The 16,879-nt window shown below is 72.7% G+C and carries 15 protein-coding genes; 6 read left to right on the top strand and 9 right to left on the bottom strand.

Translation table 11 applies throughout. From position 1 onward, the window contains the following. Window positions 1-45 precede the first annotated feature (45 nt). From pyk to pta, 3 genes are all read right to left on the bottom strand, one after another. Window positions 46-1,476, bottom strand: coding sequence for a pyruvate kinase (pyk, locus tag ABT034_RS15375; protein WP_351215213.1), 1,431 nt, complete (start codon window positions 1,474-1,476; stop codon window positions 46-48). 82 nt (window positions 1,477-1,558) lie between these two features. Further along, window positions 1,559-2,782 carry an acetate kinase gene (locus ABT034_RS15370; protein WP_351215211.1) on the bottom strand — a complete coding sequence of 408 codons (1,224 nt, stop codon included), beginning with the start codon at window positions 2,780-2,782 and terminating at the stop codon, window positions 1,559-1,561. Continuing rightward, window positions 2,779-4,917 (bottom strand): phosphate acetyltransferase, encoded by a 2,139-nt coding sequence (gene pta, locus ABT034_RS15365; RefSeq protein ID WP_351215209.1) that lies wholly within the window; start codon window positions 4,915-4,917, stop codon window positions 2,779-2,781. Before pta ends, ABT034_RS15370 begins: the two co-directional genes overlap by 4 nt. A 356-nt stretch (window positions 4,918-5,273) precedes the next feature. Between pta and ABT034_RS15360 the strand changes: the two genes are divergently transcribed. Further along, window positions 5,274-6,299, top strand: a complete 1,026-nt coding sequence (locus ABT034_RS15360; protein ID WP_351215207.1) for an ATP-dependent 6-phosphofructokinase — start codon at window positions 5,274-5,276, stop codon at window positions 6,297-6,299. Window positions 6,300-6,517: 218 nt separating this feature from the next. Next, a complete protein-coding gene (locus ABT034_RS15355; protein WP_351215205.1) occupies window positions 6,518-7,642 on the top strand; it encodes a hypothetical protein in 1,125 nt (374 codons plus the stop codon). 35 nt (window positions 7,643-7,677) lie between these two features. On the opposite strand, the gene ABT034_RS15350 is transcribed toward ABT034_RS15355, so the two are convergent. From ABT034_RS15350 to ABT034_RS15335, 4 genes are all read right to left on the bottom strand, one after another. Beyond that, the gene (locus ABT034_RS15350) at window positions 7,678-8,418 is read right to left on the bottom strand and encodes a tyrosine-protein phosphatase (protein WP_351215203.1); all 741 of its coding nucleotides are present in this window, start codon (window positions 8,416-8,418) and stop codon (window positions 7,678-7,680) included. Window positions 8,419-8,503: 85 nt separating this feature from the next. Further along, window positions 8,504-9,112 (bottom strand): helix-turn-helix transcriptional regulator, encoded by a 609-nt coding sequence (locus ABT034_RS15345; protein WP_351215398.1) that lies wholly within the window; start codon window positions 9,110-9,112, stop codon window positions 8,504-8,506. A 177-nt stretch (window positions 9,113-9,289) separates the two neighbouring features. Continuing rightward, entirely contained in the window at window positions 9,290-9,988 is a 699-nt protein-coding gene (locus ABT034_RS15340) for a response regulator (RefSeq protein WP_351215201.1), read from the bottom strand. Next, a complete protein-coding gene (locus ABT034_RS15335; RefSeq protein ID WP_351215199.1) occupies window positions 9,985-11,916 on the bottom strand; it encodes a sensor histidine kinase in 1,932 nt (643 codons plus the stop codon). Before ABT034_RS15335 ends, ABT034_RS15340 begins: the two co-directional genes overlap by 4 nt. A 194-nt stretch (window positions 11,917-12,110) precedes the next feature. Here ABT034_RS15335 and ABT034_RS15330 point away from each other — a divergent pair, with 194 nt between their 5' ends. Continuing rightward, window positions 12,111-13,529 carry a cation:dicarboxylate symporter family transporter gene (locus tag ABT034_RS15330; RefSeq protein WP_502972927.1) on the top strand — a complete coding sequence of 473 codons (1,419 nt, stop codon included), beginning with the start codon at window positions 12,111-12,113 and terminating at the stop codon, window positions 13,527-13,529. A 107-nt stretch (window positions 13,530-13,636) separates the two neighbouring features. Here ABT034_RS15330 and ABT034_RS15325 read toward each other — a convergent pair whose 3' ends face one another. Together ABT034_RS15325 and ABT034_RS15320 are read right to left on the bottom strand one after the other, a co-directional pair. Beyond that, window positions 13,637-14,506, bottom strand: coding sequence for an aldo/keto reductase (locus ABT034_RS15325; protein ID WP_351215195.1), 870 nt, complete (start codon window positions 14,504-14,506; stop codon window positions 13,637-13,639). A gap of 11 nt (window positions 14,507-14,517) precedes the next feature. Continuing rightward, window positions 14,518-15,414 carry an NAD-dependent epimerase/dehydratase family protein gene (locus ABT034_RS15320; protein WP_351215193.1) on the bottom strand — a complete coding sequence of 299 codons (897 nt, stop codon included), beginning with the start codon at window positions 15,412-15,414 and terminating at the stop codon, window positions 14,518-14,520. 67 nt (window positions 15,415-15,481) lie between these two features. Between ABT034_RS15320 and ABT034_RS15315 the strand changes: the two genes are divergently transcribed. The 3 genes from ABT034_RS15315 (at window position 15,482) to ABT034_RS15305 (ending at window position 16,817) form a co-directional block, all read left to right on the top strand. After that, window positions 15,482-16,000, top strand: coding sequence for an Lrp/AsnC family transcriptional regulator (locus ABT034_RS15315; RefSeq protein ID WP_351215191.1), 519 nt, complete (start codon window positions 15,482-15,484; stop codon window positions 15,998-16,000). 62 nt (window positions 16,001-16,062) lie between these two features. Next, window positions 16,063-16,473, top strand: coding sequence for a MerR family transcriptional regulator (locus ABT034_RS15310; protein WP_351215189.1), 411 nt, complete (start codon window positions 16,063-16,065; stop codon window positions 16,471-16,473). A 5-nt stretch (window positions 16,474-16,478) separates the two neighbouring features. Further along, the gene (locus ABT034_RS15305; protein ID WP_351215187.1) at window positions 16,479-16,817 is read left to right on the top strand and encodes a thioredoxin family protein; all 339 of its coding nucleotides are present in this window, start codon (window positions 16,479-16,481) and stop codon (window positions 16,815-16,817) included. Window positions 16,818-16,879 lie beyond the last annotated feature (62 nt).

The raw sequence follows: 16,879 nt of genomic DNA, 5'->3' as shown, positions 1-16,879 counted from the left end.
TCCACCGGACGGGGGCTTCGTCACGCGTCAGGCGCGGCACGGCCGTCAGGCGCGCTCGCCGCCGCCCAGGTGGTGGACGCGGACCATGTTCGTCGTGCCCGGGACGCCGGGGGGCGAGCCGGCGGTGATGACCATGGTGTCGCCCTCGTTGTAGCGCTGGAGCTTCAGGAGCTCGGCGTCCACGAGGTCGACCATCGCGTCCGTGGTCTCCACGAACGGGACGAGGTAGGACTCGACGCCCCAGCTCAGGGTGAGCTGGTTGCGGGTGTTCTCGTCCGTCGTGAAGGCGAGGATCTGCTGCTGGGTGCGGTAGCGGGAGAGGCGGCGGGCCGTGTCACCGGACTGGGTGAAGGCGACCAGGGCCTTGCCGCCCAGGAAGTCGGCGATCTCGCAGGCCGCGCGGGCGACGGAGCCGCCCTGGGTGCGGGGCTTCTTGCCCGGGACCAGGGGCTGGAGGCCCTTGGAGAGCAGCTCCTCCTCGGCCGCGGCGACGATCTTCGACATCGTCTTCACGGTCTCGATCGGGTACGCGCCGACCGAGGACTCGGCCGACAGCATGACCGCGTCCGCGCCGTCCAGGATCGCGTTGGCGACGTCGCTCGCCTCGGCGCGCGTCGGACGCGAGTTGGTGATCATCGACTCCATCATCTGGGTGGCGACGATGACCGGCTTGGCGTTGCGGCGGCACATCTCGACGAGACGCTTCTGCACCATCGGGACCCGCTCGAGCGGGTACTCGACGGCCAGGTCGCCACGGGCCACCATGACCGCGTCGAAGGCCGCGACGACGGCTTCCATGTTCTCGACGGCCTGCGGCTTCTCGACCTTGGCGATGACGGGGACCCGGCGGCCCTCCTCGTCCATCACCTTGTGGACGTCCTTGACGTCGTTCGCGTCGCGGACGAAGGAGAGCGCGACCATGTCGCAGCCCATCCGCAGGGCGAAGCGGAGGTCGTCCACGTCCTTCTCGGACAGGGCGGGGACGTTGACCGCCGCGCCGGGCAGGTTGATGCCCTTGTGGTCGGAGATGACACCGCCCTCGACGACGATGGTCTTGACCCGGGGGCCCTCGACCTCGACGACCCGCAGTTCGACGTTGCCGTCGTTGATGAGGACCTGGTCGCCCTTGGAGACGTCGCCGGGCAGACCCTTGTAGGTCGTGCCGCAGATCGACTTGTCGCCGGGGACGTCCTCGGTGGTGATGGTGAACTCGTCACCGCGCACCAGCTCGACGGGGCCCTCGGCGAAGGTCTCGAGGCGGATCTTGGGACCCTGGAGGTCGGCGAGCACGCCGACGGCGCGCCCGGTGTCCGCGGAGACCTGCCGGACGCGGTCGTACCGCTCCTGGTGCTCTGCCTGGGATCCGTGGCTGAAGTTGAATCGGGCCACGTTCATGCCGGCCTCGATGAGAGCCTTCAGCTGCTCATACGAGTCGACGGCGGGGCCCAGCGTGCAGACGATTTTGGAACGGCGCATGAGGCGGATCCTATCGGTTTGTTTCACTGCGGAATATTCCGTCTGGCGGAAAGTACAAATGGGCGCGGGGCCGCTCAGGCGTTCACTCGTTCGAGCCCGCTGTGCTCTGAACGAGCGCGTAACTCTGGCGCGCGATCTCCAACTCCTCGTCCGTCGGTACCACGGCCACCGCCACCCGCGCGTACTCCGGCGAGATCAGCCGCGCCTCGTCGGACCGTACGGAATTGAGGCCCGCGTCCACCGCGAGCCCCAGCTCCTCCAGGCCCGCGATCGCAGCCTCCCGCACCGGGGCCGCGTTCTCGCCGACCCCCGCCGTGAACGCCACCGCGTCCACCCGGCCGAGCACCGCGTAGTACGCGCCGATGTACTTCTTCAGCCGGTGGACGTAGATGTCGAAGGCGAGCGCCGCCCGCTCGTCGCCCTCGTCGATCCGGCGCCGGATCTCCCGCATGTCGTTGTCTCCGCAGAGGCCGACCAGGCCGGACTTCTTGTTGAGCAGGACGTCGACCTCGTCCTCGTCCATGCCCGCCACCCGCTTCAGGTGGAAGGTGACCGCCGGGTCGATGTCGCCCGAGCGGGTGCCCATGACCAGGCCCTCAAGGGGGGTCAGGCCCATCGAGGTGTCCACGCACCGGCCGCCCCGCACCGCCGACGCGGAGGCTCCGTTCCCCAGGTGCAGCACGATCACGTTCACCTCCTCCGGCTCCCTGCCGAGCAGCCGCGCCGTCTCCCGCGAGACGTACGCGTGCGAGGTGCCGTGGAAGCCGTACCGCCGGATCCGGTACGCGTCCGCCGTCGCCACGTCGATCGCGTACCGCGCGGCCGACTCCGGCATCGTCGTGTGGAAGGCCGTGTCGAAGACCGCGACCTGCGGCAGGTCGGGGCGCAGGGCCATCGCCGTACGGATGCCGGTGAGGTTCGCCGGGTTGTGCAGCGGCGCCACCGGCACCAGCCGCTCGATCTCCGCCAGCACCTCGTCGTCGATCACCGTCGGCTCGGTGAACCGCAGCCCGCCGTGCACCACCCGGTGGCCGATCGCCGCGAGGTCGGGGGAGTCCAGGCCGAGGCCGTCGGCCGCGAGCTCCCCGGCGACGGCCTTCAGCGCGGCCGCGTGGTCGGCGATCGGGCCGCTCTTCTCCCGCTTCCCTCCGCCGCCTCGGAGCGGGGTGTGCACGAGCCGCGAGGTCTCCTCGCCGATGCGCTCCACCAGCCCCTGGGCGAGACGGCTGTCGTCGCCCATGTCGAGCAGCTGGTACTTCACCGACGAGGAGCCGGAGTTGAGGACGAGGACACGAGAGGCGGTCATGCGGTGGGCTCCTGACCCTGGGTGGGGACCTGGGGGACCTGGGAGGTCTGGGAGGTCTGGGGGATCCGGGGGACCTGGGACTGGATCGCCGTGATGGCGACCGTGTTCACGATGTCGCTGACGAGCGCGCCGCGCGAGAGGTCGTTCACCGGCTTCCGTAGACCCTGGAGCACCGGGCCGACGGCCACGGCGCCGGCCGAACGCTGCACGGCCTTGTAGGTGTTGTTGCCGGTGTTGAGGTCCGGGAAGATCAGGACGGTCGCCTGCCCCGCGACCTCCGAGTCCGGCAGCTTCGTGGCCGCGACCGAGGGCTCCACGGCCGCGTCGTACTGGATCGGACCCTCGATCCGCAGCTCCGGGTGTGCCTCGCGGACCAGCTTGGTCGCCTCCCGCACCTTGTCGACGTCCGCGCCGGAGCCCGAGGTCCCGGTGGAGTACGACAGCATCGCGATCCGCGGATCGACGCCGAAACGGGCCGCGGTGGCCGCCGACTGGGCGGCGATGTCCGCGAGCTGCTCCGCGTCCGGGTCCGGGTTGACCGCGCAGTCGCCGTACACGAGGACCTTGTCGGCGAGGCACATGAAGAAGACCGAGGAGACGATCGAGGCGTCCGGCTTCGTCTTGATGATCTCGAAGGCCGGGCGGATCGTCGCGGCCGTGGAGTGCACCGAACCGGAGACCATGCCGTCGGCCAGGCCCTCCTGCACCATCAGGGTGCCGAAGTAGTTGACGTCCGAGACGACGTCGTACGCGAGCTCGACGGTGACGCCCTTGTGGGCGCGCAGCGCCGCGTACTTCTCCGCGAAGGAGTCCCGAAGCTCCGAGGTCTGGGGGTCGATGACCTGCGTGTCGGCGAGCGGGATGCCCAGGTCGGCGGCCTTCTTGCGGATGGTCTCGACGTCGCCGAGCAGCGTCAGATCGCAGACGTCACGGCGCAGCAGTACGTCGGCCGCGCGCAGCACCCGCTCCTCGGTGCCCTCCGGGAGCACCACCCGGCGCCGGTCGGCGCGCGCCTGCTCGATCAGCTCGTGCTCGAACATCATCGGGGTGACCCGGCCGCTGCGGGCGACCGAGATCCGCTTGAGGAGGTCGGCCGTGTCCACGTGCCGCTCGAACAGGCCGAGGGCCGTCTCCGCCTTGCGGGGGGTGGCGGCGTTCAGCTTGCCTTCGAGGGCGAAGAGTTCGGCGGCGGTCGGGAAGCTGTTGCCCGGTACGGAGATGACCGGGGTGCCCGGCGCGAGGCGGGCCGCCAGGGTCAGGACCTCCTCGCCGGGCCGCTCGTCGAGGGTGAGGAGCACGCCCGCGATCGGCGGGGTGCCGGCCGAGTGCGCGGCGAGCGCGCCGACGACCAGGTCGGCCCGGTCCCCGGGGGTGACGACCAGGCAGCCGGGGGTCAGCGCGTGGAGGAAGTTCGGCAGCATGGCGCCGCCGAAGACGAAGTCGAGGGCGTCGCGCGCGAGGCCCGCGTCGTCGCCGAGGACGACGGAGGCGCCGAGCGCGTGGGTGATCTGGGAGACGGTGGGCGCGGCGAGGGCCGGCTCGTCCGGCAGGACGTAACAGGGCACGGGCAGCCGGGCGGTGAGCCGCTCGGCGATGGCCTCCCGGTCCTCGCCCGCGACCCGGTTGACGACCATCGCGAGGACGTCGCAGCCGAGCACGTCGTACGCACGGAAGGCGTTGCGCGCCTCGGCGCGTACGGACTCCGCCGACTGGCCCTTGCCGCCGACGACCGGTATGACGGAGGCGCCGAACTCGTTGGCGAGCCGGGCGTTGAGCGCCAGCTCGTCGGGGAGCTGGGTGGCGGCGAAGTCGGTGCCGAGGACGAGGACGACCTCGTAGTCGCGGGCGACGGCGTGGAAACGGTCGACGAGCCGCGACACCAGCTCGTCGGTGCCCCGCTCGGCCTGGAGCGCTGCGGCCTCGTGGTAGTCCATGCCGTAGACCGTGGAGGCGTCCTGCGAGAGCCGGTAGCGGGCGCGCAACAGGTCGAAGAGCCGGTCGGGACCGTCGTGCACCAGCGGCCGGAACACCCCCACCCGGTCCACCTGGCGGGTGAGGAGCTCCATGACTCCCAGCTCGACGACCTGGCGGCCGTCTCCGCGGTCGATCCCGGTCACGTACACGCTGCGCGTCACGCCGTGGTCTCCTGTCCAGTCCTGCGGAACTCGGGGTGCTGCCGCCACCGCCGGTCCAGTGCCTGTCATCGACTGCCTGTCAATCCGGGGCCTGCCGGATCGGGCGCCTGCCAATCCAACGCCTGTCAATCCAGTGCCCTCAGAATGGCCCGATAGGGCGGCATTACCCCCTTGACAATACCCCCGCCGATGGTTAAGCCGCCCGCCGGACGAAGGGCCCGGAAGCCCGGGACGAAAGGCCTCCGCGGGCCCGGCCGGCGGGGCGCGCGGAGCGGCGGCGAGCGCGCCCGCCAGGTCCGGCGTGTGAGAATTGCGGTGGCTCACACGGACCGCGACCGAGCAGGAGACAGAGCACGATGCGCATCGGAGTCCTCACCGCAGGCGGCGACTGCCCCGGCCTGAACGCAGTGATCCGGTCGGTCGTGCACCGGGCGCTCACCGGCCACGGCGACGAGGTCATCGGCTTCGAGGACGGGTTCAAGGGCCTCCTCGACGGCCACTACCGCCCCCTCGACCTGAACGCCGTCAGCGGCATCCTGGCCCGCGGCGGCACCATCCTCGGCTCCGCACGCCTGGAGCGGAACCGGCTGGCCGAGGCCGCCGAGTCCGCGTCCGACCTCGCCCGCGAGTACGGCATCGACGTCCTCATCCCGATCGGCGGCGAAGGCACCCTGACCGCCGCCCGGATGCTCTCCGACGCCGGCATGCCCGTCGTCGGCGTCCCGAAGACGATCGACAACGACATCTCCTCCACGGACCGCACCTTCGGCTTCGACACCGCCGTCGGCGTCGCCACCGAGGCCATGGACCGCCTCAAGACCACCGCCGAGTCCCACCAGCGGGTGATGGTCGTCGAGGTGATGGGCCGCCACGCCGGCTGGATCGCCCTGGAGTCCGGCATGGCCGGCGGCGCGCACGGCATCTGCCTGCCCGAGCGGCCCTTCCAGGTCGACGACCTCGTCAAGATGGTCGAGGAGCGCTTCGCCCGCGGCAAGAAGTTCGCCGTCATCTGCGTCGCCGAGGGCGCCCACCCGGCCGAGGGCTCGATGGAGTACCAGAAGGGCGAGATCGACCAGTTCGGCCACGAGCGCTTCCAGGGCATCGGCAACCAGCTCGCCGTCGAGCTGGAGCGCCGCCTCGGCAAGGAGGCCCGCCCGGTCATCCTCGGCCACGTCCAGCGCGGTGGCACGCCGACCGCGTACGACAGGGTGCTCGCCACCCGCTTCGGCTGGCACGCGGTGGAGGCCGCGCACCGCGGCGACTTCGGCAGGATGACGGCGCTGCGGGGCACGGGCGTCGAGATGGTGCCGCTGGCCGAGGCCGTGACCCGGCTGAAGACGGTCCCGGAGGACCGCATGCGCGAGGCGGAGTCGGTCTTCTAGTCCCTGATCCGCCTGGCCCGCCCTAGGGCCTTCCGGCGGACCCGCGGCACCCGAGTGGCCCCGACCGTCCCCCCGTGGACGGTCGGGGCCACTCCGCTGTGCCCGGCATCCCCCCGGAAATGCCGAGTTCCACTCTTGAGCCGGAGCGCGAGATCAACAAGGCTGAGGGCCTGTCCCGGACATGTCCCAACCCTGTCCGGCGGAAGGGAGAACCGCGCATGACACCGGGGGAGCACACCCCTGACCCGCGGGGGGCGGGGACCCCCGCCGAGTTCCTCGCGCGCCTCCAGGCACTCAAGGACTGGTCGGGCCTGACCTACCGCGAGCTCACGGCCCGGGCGGAGGCGCGCGGGGACGTCCTGCCCCGGTCCACCGTGGCGAACATGCTGGCCCGCCCCACCCTGCCCCGGGAGGAGCTGCTCCTCGCCTTCGTCCGCGCCTGCGGGGTCGCGCCGGCCGCGGAGGAGGACTGGCGGACGGTACGGAGGGAGCTTGCGCGCCGGGGGAGGTACGAACCGGTGGGGGAGGGTCCGGCGACCGACCTGGCAGTGGATTCGGCGCCGGGCACGGACGGGGACGGGGGTACGGACGCGGGCACGGGCACGGACGCGGCGGATACGGGGGTGGCCGGCCCTCCCGACACATCCGCCGGTCCCTCCGAGGGCTCCGCCCCGCCGCCCGACTGGCCCAGCTCCCCCTCGCCTTCCCCTTCTCCGGGCGGCCGGCCGGGTACGTCGTCCCGGATACGGCGGGCCCTCGTCGCGACGGTCGCGGTCGCCGGACTCGTCCTCGCCGGGGTCAGCGTCGTCGCCGTCCTCCGGGACGGCGGCACCGGTCCCGCCGGGCAGCAGCGTCCCCCTACCCCCACCGCGCCGACCGCCCCCGCTCCCGCCGCCGGGGACGTACGGATCCGGGTGACCGGCACGGAGTTCTGCCTCGCGGAGCGGCGGGGCACCCGTACCGGCCAGGTCCACCAGGTGCCGTGCGCAGAGGCGGGCTTCCCGCTCTACTCCCTGGCGGCGGTGGCCGCCGGCCGGTGGAGGATCGTTTCGCACCACCCCGACTTCGGACCCGGGTGCTCCGGCATACCCTCCGGCGGCCGGATACCCGACGCCGCGTACGAGGACTCCGAGTGCGGGGACCCGAGCCGGGTCGAGGCCTTCGCCCTGGAGCCGTACGGCACTCCCGTCCGGGGCCATCGGATCGTCCCGGTCGGCTCGGCGACGCCCGGCAGCTGCGTCACCGTCGTCGGTGACCGCACGGCCGCCTGGGCGCGGCTGGCCCAGGCGCCCTGCGCGCCGGACGCGGGGGGCCAGCTGTTCTCCTTCGAGCGCCGGCCCTGAGGGCGGCTGCTCGACGCGCCGCCCCAGGCCCGGCCCTAAGGCCTCTCCACCAGCCGGGCCCTCAGCGCCGGCACCACCGCCGGGTCGAGGCCGATGTGGTCGGTGACGTACGCGTCGACCGAGCCGTACCGGGCGCGCAGGTCCGCGAGGAACAGCCGGATGACGTCGGCGGGCGCACGGCCGTAGCCGGGCCAGCGCAGTTCGCGGCCCGGGTGCGCCGCGCGCCAGTCGGCGATCAGTCGTTCGGTGGCCAGTTCGGTGAGCGCGAAGTCCGTGTGGATCTCCTCGTCGGGGACCCCGACGAGGGCGAGGACGAGGGCGGCGAGCAGACCCGTACGGTCCTTGCCCGAGGCGCAGTGGAAGACGAGCGGTCCGTCGGACGCGGCGATGAGTTCCAGGGCCGTACGGAGTTCCACCGCGCCGTCCTCGGCGACCTCGGCGAACCGGTCGGCGAGGTAGCGCCACGGGTCGAGTTCCGGGTCGATCTCCGCCTGGTCGTACGGGCGGTGCTCGATGGAGAGGTTGTGCCACGAGACGTCCCAGGTCTCCGGCAGGCGGCCCTTGGCGGCGATCTCCCACGGGTAGCGCAGGTCGATCACCGTGGCCACGCGCAGCGCGCGGAAGCGGTCCAGGTCGGCGGGGTCGGCGTCCGCGAGCTTGGCGAGGGAGTCGGAGCGGTAGAGGGTCTCCCACCGCACGGTCCCGCCGTCGGCGGTCCGATAGCCGCCCAGGTCACGGAAGTTGTGGAGTCGTTCGAAGGGTATGTGTCGTCTCACGGAGCCAATCTACGGCTCGGTTCCACGGCTCCGGTCGACGGTTCTGATCTGTACGGCGCTGATGCGCGGCGGCCCGGGGGCGGGGTCACTGTCCGACGGCGGCCCAGAAGTGGCCGGTTATCCCGTCCAGGTACGCGCGCCCCTCGTCGCCGGTCGCGCCCGACGCGCCCCAGCTGCTGGTCGCCACCATCCGGGCGTGGTACTCCGTGTGCAGCCGCTGCAGGGCGAACTCCAGGGTCCGCTTGGGCAGCGGCAGCATCTTCACGGCCGGTTTCACGTACGCCTGCCAGCGGGTGGTGGCGGCGTCGCGGAGCAGCTCGGCGAGGCGTTCGTCGCCGCCGGTCGCGGTGATCAGGGCGCGCGGGCCGAGACCGAGGACCTCCGCGAGCGCGGCCGTCTGGCGTTCGGTGCCGCGCCAGCGGCCCTCGTCCTCCATCCGCTGGTACGCGTGGGCGGCGACGCCCACCCGCCGGGCGAGCTCATCGGCGGCGAGGCCGCGCGTGAGCCGGTGCTCGCGCAGGGTGGTGGCGGCGGCGATCAGCTCGGAGGGGGCGCACCACAGGACGCCGGCGAGGGCGGAGAGCTCCTGTTCGTCGGGGGCGGCCCGGCCGCGTTCCCACGCGACGACGGTGTCGGGGGTGACGAAGAGGCCGTACTGGGCGCGCAGACCGTAGGCGACGTGATCGGGGGCCATGCCGAGGCCCTCGCGCAGTCGGCGGGCGGCCAGGGCGTTGAAGGGTGGTGAGGGTTGGTGCACCCGGCAACGGTAGGTGCGGAGGGTAACGGCTGGATACGGTGCGTTCCCCCAACGTGCAACGTCGTAGGAACGTGGGAACCGGCCGGTAACCGAGCGCGATGATCATGGAAACAGTCAGTGACCGCGGGCGTGGCCTTCGAGCCAGCGGTACTGGAGCTCAGGGCGCCCGATCTGTCCGTACTGCGGGGCGCGTACGGCACGACCCTGCGTGACCAGGTGCTCCAGGTAGCGGCGGGCGGTGATCCGGGAGATCCCGACGGCCGTGCCCGCCTCGGCGGCGGTGAGCCCGGCCGGGGTGGACCGGAGGGTGCGGGTGACGGCCTCAAGGGTGGGTGCGCTCAGGCCCTTGGGGAGGGTGGCGGGGTGCGGGGCCCGGAGGGTGGCGAGTGCCCGGTCCACCTCGTCCTGCCCGGAGGCCTCGCCGGCCGACGCCCGGAACTCGGCGTACCGGGCGAGGCGGTCCCGGAGGGTCGCGAAGGCGAAGGGCTTCAGGACGTACTGGACGACGCCGAGGGAGACGCCCTCGCGGACGATCGCGAGGTCGCGGGCGGAGGTCACGGCGATGACGTCGGCGGAGTGCCCGGCGGCGCGCAGCGCGCGGAGCAGCTGGAGGCCGTGGCCGTCGGGCAGGTAGAGGTCGAGCAGGATCAGGTCGACCGGCGTCCGGTCGAGGACCCGCACGGCGGCGGCCCGGGAGTGCGCGACCCCGACGACGGTGAAGCCCTCGACCCGCCCCGCGTACAGCGCGTGGGCGTCGGCGGCGACGGGATCGTCCTCGACGACGAGCACCCGCAGAGACGCCGGCGCACTCACGAGGACACCTCGGCTCCGGGGGTGGGGCGGGGACTGGGGGTGGGGCGTGGGCCGGGGGGCGCGTCGGGGGCGGGGGCGGTGCCTGGCTCGGCGGGTCCGCCGGGGGCGGGGGTGCTGCCCGGCCCCGGGGGCCTGACGCGTCCGGCGGTCGCGCTCGGCGCGATGTTCCCCGCCTGGCCGGTGGCCATGCCCGGCTCCGGCGCCCCGCGGTTCGGCGTCCCGGGCCACGGGGGCAGGGCGGCGTTCCTGGCAAGGGCCGAGGCGCCGTCCTGTCGCGGCAGCGGCGTCCCGGCGTCCCCGGCAGCGGGCAGGCTGCCGTCCCGCCGTGGCGGTGGCGTCGGCAAGGGCAGCCGTACCGTGAACTCCGCGCCGCCCTCCTCCGCGTCCGTGACGGCGAGCGTGCCCGACGCGCGGGTGACTGCCTGGGCCACCAGGGCCAGGCCGATGCCGCGGCCGGGGCCGCGGGTGGTCCAGCCGCGGCCCAGGACCGCGTCCCGGTCGGCCGGGCGGACGCCGGGGCCGCTGTCGCCGACCCGGAGCAGCAGCTCGCCGTCGCCCGCGCGGGCCGCGACCGTGACGGTCACGCGGGCGTGCGGGGTCCCGCCGGCCGCCTCCACCGCGTTGTCGATGAGGTTGCCCAGGATCGTCACCAGGTCCCGGGCCGGCAGGGCCGCCGGTACGAGCCCGTCGTCGATACGGCTGTCGTCGGTGAGGACCAGCTCCACACCCCGCTCGTTGGCCTGCGCCGCCTTGCCGAGCAGCAGCGCCGCGAGCACCGGCTCCCCGACGGCGTCCACGACCCGGTCGGTGAGCGCCTGGGCGAGCTCCAGCTCCGCCGTCGCGAACTCCACCGCCTCGGCCACCCGCCCCAGTTCGATGAGCGAGACCACCGTGTGCAGCCGGTTCGCCGCCTCGTGGGCCTGCGAGCGCAGCGCCTCCGTGAAGCCGCGCTCGGAGTCCAACTCGCCGGACAGTGACTGGAGTTCCGTACGGTCCCTGAGCGTGACGACCGTCCCGCGCCGCTCCCCGCCCACCACCGGCCGGGTGTTGACCACCAGGACCCGGTCCGCCGTCAGATGCGTCTCGTCCACCCGCGGCTCCGAGGACAGCAGCGCACCCGTCAGCGTCGCGGGCAGCCCGAGCTCCGCCGCCGGCCGGCCGACGACCCCCTCGTCCAGGCCGAGCAGCTCCCGCGCCCCGTCGTTGATGAGGGCGATCCGCCGCCGCCCGTCGAGCATCACGAGCCCTTCGCGGACCGCGTGCAGCGCCGCCTCGTGGTAGTCGTGCATCCGGCTCAGCTCCGTCGCGTTCATGCCGTGCGTGTGGCGACGCAGCCGCGCGTTGACCACGTACGTCCCCGCCCCGCCGAGCGCGAGCGCCGCGCCCGCCATGCCGAGCAGCGCGGTGACCTGCTCCCGTACCTGCTCGCTGATCGTGTCGATCGTGATGCCCGCGCTGACCAGCGCGACGACCCTGCCGTCGTCGAAGACGGGCGCCACCGTCCGTACGGAGGGGCCGAGTATCCCCAGGTGGGTCTCGGAGTACGTCCGGCCCGCCGCGGCCTCCTCGATGTGCCCGAGGTACGTCCGGCCGATCTGCGCGGGCTCGGGGTGGGTCCAGCGGGTGCCGTCCGGGGCCATGATCACCACGAACGCGACACCCGCGTGGCTGCGCAGGGACTCGGCGTACGGCTGGAGCACCGCCGTCGGGTCCGCGGAGCGGGCCGCCGCGACCACGGACGGGGAGTCGGCGACGGCCGCGGCGGTCGCGGTGGCCTGGCGCCGCGCGGTCTCCTCGGCCTGCGCCCGGTCCGTCACGTACGCGAAGACCGCGCACCCCGCCACGACGACGGCCACGAGCACGACCTGCATCGCGAAGAGCTGGCCGGCCAGGCTGCGGGGGTGGGGGAGGGGGAAGCGGACACGCATGCGGGTAAGTGTGCACGCCGGGATGTGCGGCGGCGCGTGGCGTTCCCGAATCGTTCCTTTTCCGTCGTCGCTTCCGTCGTCGCTTCCGTCGCCGCGCGCGATGCCCGCCGACGTGCGCCGATGCCCGCCCGGCGCCCGCCCGTCGTTTCGGTCGTGAACGAAACGTACGCAACCGTGACCCCGGTCACAGGCTGATGAATAGTCGCGGTGGTCCACCGGGACGTGGACATGGACACCCCCAGCACGAGGAGGACCCCGTGGCCGCACGACGGGACCGCACCCACTATCTGTACCTGGCCGTCATCGGAGCCGTACTGCTCGGCATCGCGGTCGGCTTCCTGGCGCCCGGCGTCGCCGTCGAGCTCAAGCCGCTGGGCACCGGCTTCGTCAACCTGATCAAGATGATGATCTCGCCGATCATCTTCTGCACGATCGTGCTCGGAGTCGGTTCGGTCCGGAAGGCCGCGAAGGTCGGCGCCGTGGGGGGTCTCGCGCTCGGCTACTTCATGGTCATGTCGACCGTCGCCCTCGCGATCGGCCTGGTCGTCGGCAACCTCCTGGAGCCCGGCTCCGGGCTCCACCTCACCAAGGAGCTGGCCGAGGCCGGTGCCAAGCAGGCCGAGGGCGCGAGCGAGTCCACGCCGGACTTCCTGCTCGGGATCATCCCGACGACCCTCGTCTCCGCCTTCACCGAGGGCGAGGTCCTCCAGACCCTCCTCGTCGCCCTGCTCGCCGGATTCGCGCTCCAGGCCATGGGGGCGGCCGGGGAACCGGTCCTGCGGGGGATCGGGCACATCCAGCGCCTCGTCTTCCGCATCCTCGGCATGATCATGTGGGCCGCCCCTGTCGGCGCGTTCGGCGCGATCGCGGCCGTCGTCGGCGCCACCGGCGCCGCCGCGCTGAAGTCCCTCGCCGTCATCATGATCGGCTTCTACCTGACCTGCGCGATCTTCGTCTTCGTCGTGCTCGGGCTGCTCCTCAGGCTGGTCGCGGGGATCAACATCTGGTCCCTCCTGAAGTACCTGGGCCGCGAGTTCCTGCTGATCCTCTCGACCTCGTCGTCGGAGTCCGCGCTGCCCCGGCTGATCGCGAAGATGGAGCACCTGGGCGTCAGCAAGCCGGTCGTCGGCATCACCGTGCCGACCGGCTACTCCTTCAACCTCGACGGCACCGCGATCTACCTGACGATGGCCTCGCTGTTCGTCGCCGAGGCGATGGGCGACCCGCTGACCGTCGGCGAGCAGATCTCCCTCCTCGTCTTCATGATCATCGCCTCGAAGGGCGCCGCCGGTGTCACCGGCGCCGGACTCGCGACCCTCGCGGGCGGCCTCCAGTCGCACCGGCCCGAGCTGGTCGACGGGGTGGGCCTGATCGTCGGCATCGACCGCTTCATGAGCGAGGCCCGCGCCCTCACCAACTTCGCGGGCAACGCCGTCGCGACGGTGCTGGTCGGCACCTGGACGAAGGAGATCGACAAGGCGCGGGTCTCCGAGGTCCTCGCCGGCCAGGTCCCCTTCGACGAGAAGACCCTCGTCGACGACCACGCCCCGGCGTCCCCCGTCCCGGACCAGCGGGCCGACGACGCCGGGGAGAAGGCCCGCGCGGGCGTCTGAAGACCCCGGGTCCCGGGCCTTGAGCCGGATCCGGGCCCCGGGAGAAGGGCGGCCCCCGACGGGGTCGCCCTTTTCGCGCGCCTGGCACTCCCTCCGCTAGTCACCCCTCACCGGCCGTCCAGTTCCGCCAACTCCCCTCCCGTCAGGACGAGATCGGCCGCCGCCGCCGAGTCCCGGGCCGACTCCGGGCGGCTCGCGCCCGGGATCGGCAGAACCGTCTCCGAGCGGGCGAGCAGCCAGGCGAGTGCCACCCGCTGCGGGCTGACCCCGCGGGCCCGCGCCACCCGGTGGAACGCCCCGAAGTCGGGGTCCTCCTCCCGCGCCGACGCCCCGTCCAGGGAGCTGTGCGAGATCCCGCCCAGCGGGCTCCACGGCAGGAAGGCGAGGCCGAGCTCGGCGCAGAGCCGCAGTTCGGGCTCGCTGTCCCGAACCGCGGGCGAGTAGCGGTTCTGTACGGAGACCAGCCGGTCGCCCAGGATCTCGCGGGCCAGCAGGATCTGCGCGGTGTCCACGTTCGAGATCCCGGCCAGCCGGACCGTCCCCGCGTCCAGCAGCTCCCGTATCGCCCCCAGGGATTCGGCGTACGGGACGGCCGGGTCCGGCTTGTGCAGCTGGTACAGGCCGATCGAGCCGCCCCCGAGCCGTCGCGCCGACGCCTCCGCCGCCCGCCGCAGGTGCTCGGGCCGGCCGTCGACCGTCCAGCCGCCGTCGTCCGTGCGGCCGCGGCCGCCCTTGGTCGCGACCAGGATGCCGTCGGTGCGGCCCCCGTACGCGGCCAGGGCCCGGGCCGCGAGCAGCTCGCCCTCGCCGGGTTCGCCGCCCGGCGGGTGGTAGGAGTCGGCGGTGTCGAGGAGCGTGACGCCCGCGTCGAGCGCCGCGTGCACGGTGGCGAGGGCCCGGGCCTCGTCCGGCCGGCCCTCGATCGAGAGCGGCATCGTGCCCAGACCGACCGCCCCGACCCGCACGCCCCCCAACATCCGGCCCCGCGTCACGCCTTCACCCCCAACGTCTCCGACACGGCCCGCGGCAGCCACTCCGAGGAATGCGAGAAGGCATAACCCAGCTCACCCGCCCGCGCGTTGTCCATCGCGTACGAACGGGCGAAGGAGAACGGTGAGACCTCGCCGACCTCAACCTCCTGGAAGACCGCCCGGCCGCCCACCCGCTTCTCGATCTCCGCGCAGATCTCGGCCGTGGTCAGCGGGCCATGGGAATGGGCGTTCACAGGCCCGGTGAATTCCGCCTCGACCGCCCACGCGAGGAACGCGGCGATCTCCTCCACGTACACATAGGTCGCCGGCCGGTTCACCACGGGAACGGCGATCGGCTCGCCCGCCCGGATCCGCCGCGAGTAGTGGTCGAGCCGGCCGGTGAAGTCGTCCTCGCCGCCGAGCACATGGGCCACCCGCACCGAGGTCCACGCGAAGGGCGGCCCCGCCGCGAACACCGCCTCCGCCTGCCGCTTCCCCTCCCCGTAGTGCTCTTCGAGGAACTCCGGGTCGTCCCAGGCCAGGCCCGTGTCGACGACGACCGTGTCCAGGTCGAGGACGGACTCGGCGACCGGTACGGCCGAGTCCTCGTACGCGTACACCTCGACCGTCGACGTCATCACGTACCGCCCGGTGCGCGGGCCGAACACGCGCCGGGCGATCTCCGCCTGGCGCGGGGTGTAGCAGACCTGGTCGACGACGACGTCGAAGGAACGGCCCGCGAGAACGGATTCGAGCGCGGATTCGTCGTCCCGGTCGGCGACGAGGTGCTCGATTCCCGCGGGCGCGCCCGAAGAGCCCCGGTTGAGGATCGTGACCCGATGCCCGGATTCCCGCAGAAGGGCGATGAGCCGCTTTCCGAAATAGCGATTCCCGCCGATGACCAGAACGTCCATCAATTCCAACTCCCTTGTGTCACGGAACAAGTGTTACGTTGATCCGTCGCCGTCTGAAGGGGGAAACATGGGAGTCCCGGCTGCCGTACCGAAGGAACCACGGCCTTCGCGTCCCGCCACCGTCGAAACCTCGGCGGCCGCTTTCGACGCCGTCGACCGGCGGATCCTGGACCTCCTGCAGAGCGACGGCCGCATCAAGCTCAGCGAGCTGGGCCGCCGCGTCCGGCTCAGCCCGGCCGCCGTCACCGAGCGGGTCCGCCGCCTCGAGGCGAGCGGCGCGGTGACCGGCTACGGCGCGCATGTCTCCCCGGCCCGGCTCGGCTACGGCATCCAGGCCTTCATCCGGGTGAACCCGCACGGCGGCTACACCCTGAAGCACCCCAGGACCCTGGAGCTGACCGCGCGCCCGGAGGTCCTGGAGGTCCACCACGTGGTGGGGGAGGACTGCTGGATCCTCAAGGTCGCCGTCACCGGCACCATCCACCTGGAGGAGATCCTGGAACAGACCTCGGCCCTCGGCCGGACCACGACGTCGATCGTCCTGTCGTCCCCGGTGACCCGGAAGCCCCTGCTGCCGCCCGACTGACCCCGCCCCCACCACGCCGCCCTCTTGCCTTGACGTCGGCGTCAAGGCCTACGGTCGGGGACATGCGCATCGGAGAGCTGGCCGAGCGGGCCGGGACCACCACGCGGACTCTGCGGTACTACGAGTCCCGGGGTCTCCTGACCGCCCGGCGCACGGAGCAGGGGTACCGCACGTACGACGAGGACGACCTGCGACTCCTCCAGCAGATCAGGACCCTTCAGGACTTCGGGTTCGAGCTGGAGGACACGCGGCCGTTCGTCGACTGCCTCCGCGCGGGGCATCCGGCGGGGGACTCCTGTCCCGCGTCGATCGCCGTCTACCGGCGGAAGGTCGCCGAGCTCGACGGTCTCATCGAACAGCTCCAGGCGGTACGCGCCCAGATGGGCGCCCAGCTGCTGCGGGCCGAGGCGGAGCTGCCGCACGGCCCGGAGCCCCGGTGCGAACTCGAAGCGGGCACGGATACGGAGGGGTGACGGAGATGACGACGTCCACGCAGGGCGTGACCGAGGTGACGGACGCGGACTTCGCGGCGGAGGTGCTGGGATCCGAGCTGCCGGTCCTGGTGAAGTTCACCGCGGTGTGGTGCGGACCGTGCCGGCAGCTGAAGCCGGTACTCGCCGCCATCGCCGCGGAGGAGGCGGCGCGGCTGCGGATCGTCGAGATCGACGTCGACCGCAACCCGGAGACCACGGTGCGGTACGGGGTGCTGGCGACCCCGACGATGATGGTGTTCCGGGCCGGGGAGCCGGTGAAGTCGATCGTCGGAGCCCGCCCGAAGCGCCGCCTCCTGGAGGAGCTGGAGGACGTGCTCGCCTGAACCGCTCGGCCAGGTCACCTCCCGGGCGGCCCGGTACGGACTTGAACGACCGGAACGGAAGA

Origin of the sequence: Streptomyces sp. NPDC002773, assembly GCF_040295605.1 — a bacterium.
Classification (GTDB): Bacteria; Actinomycetota; Actinomycetes; order Streptomycetales; family Streptomycetaceae; genus Streptomyces.
The sequence above is the reverse complement of the archived record's forward strand: the minus strand, read 5'-3'. Positions and strand labels throughout refer to the sequence as shown.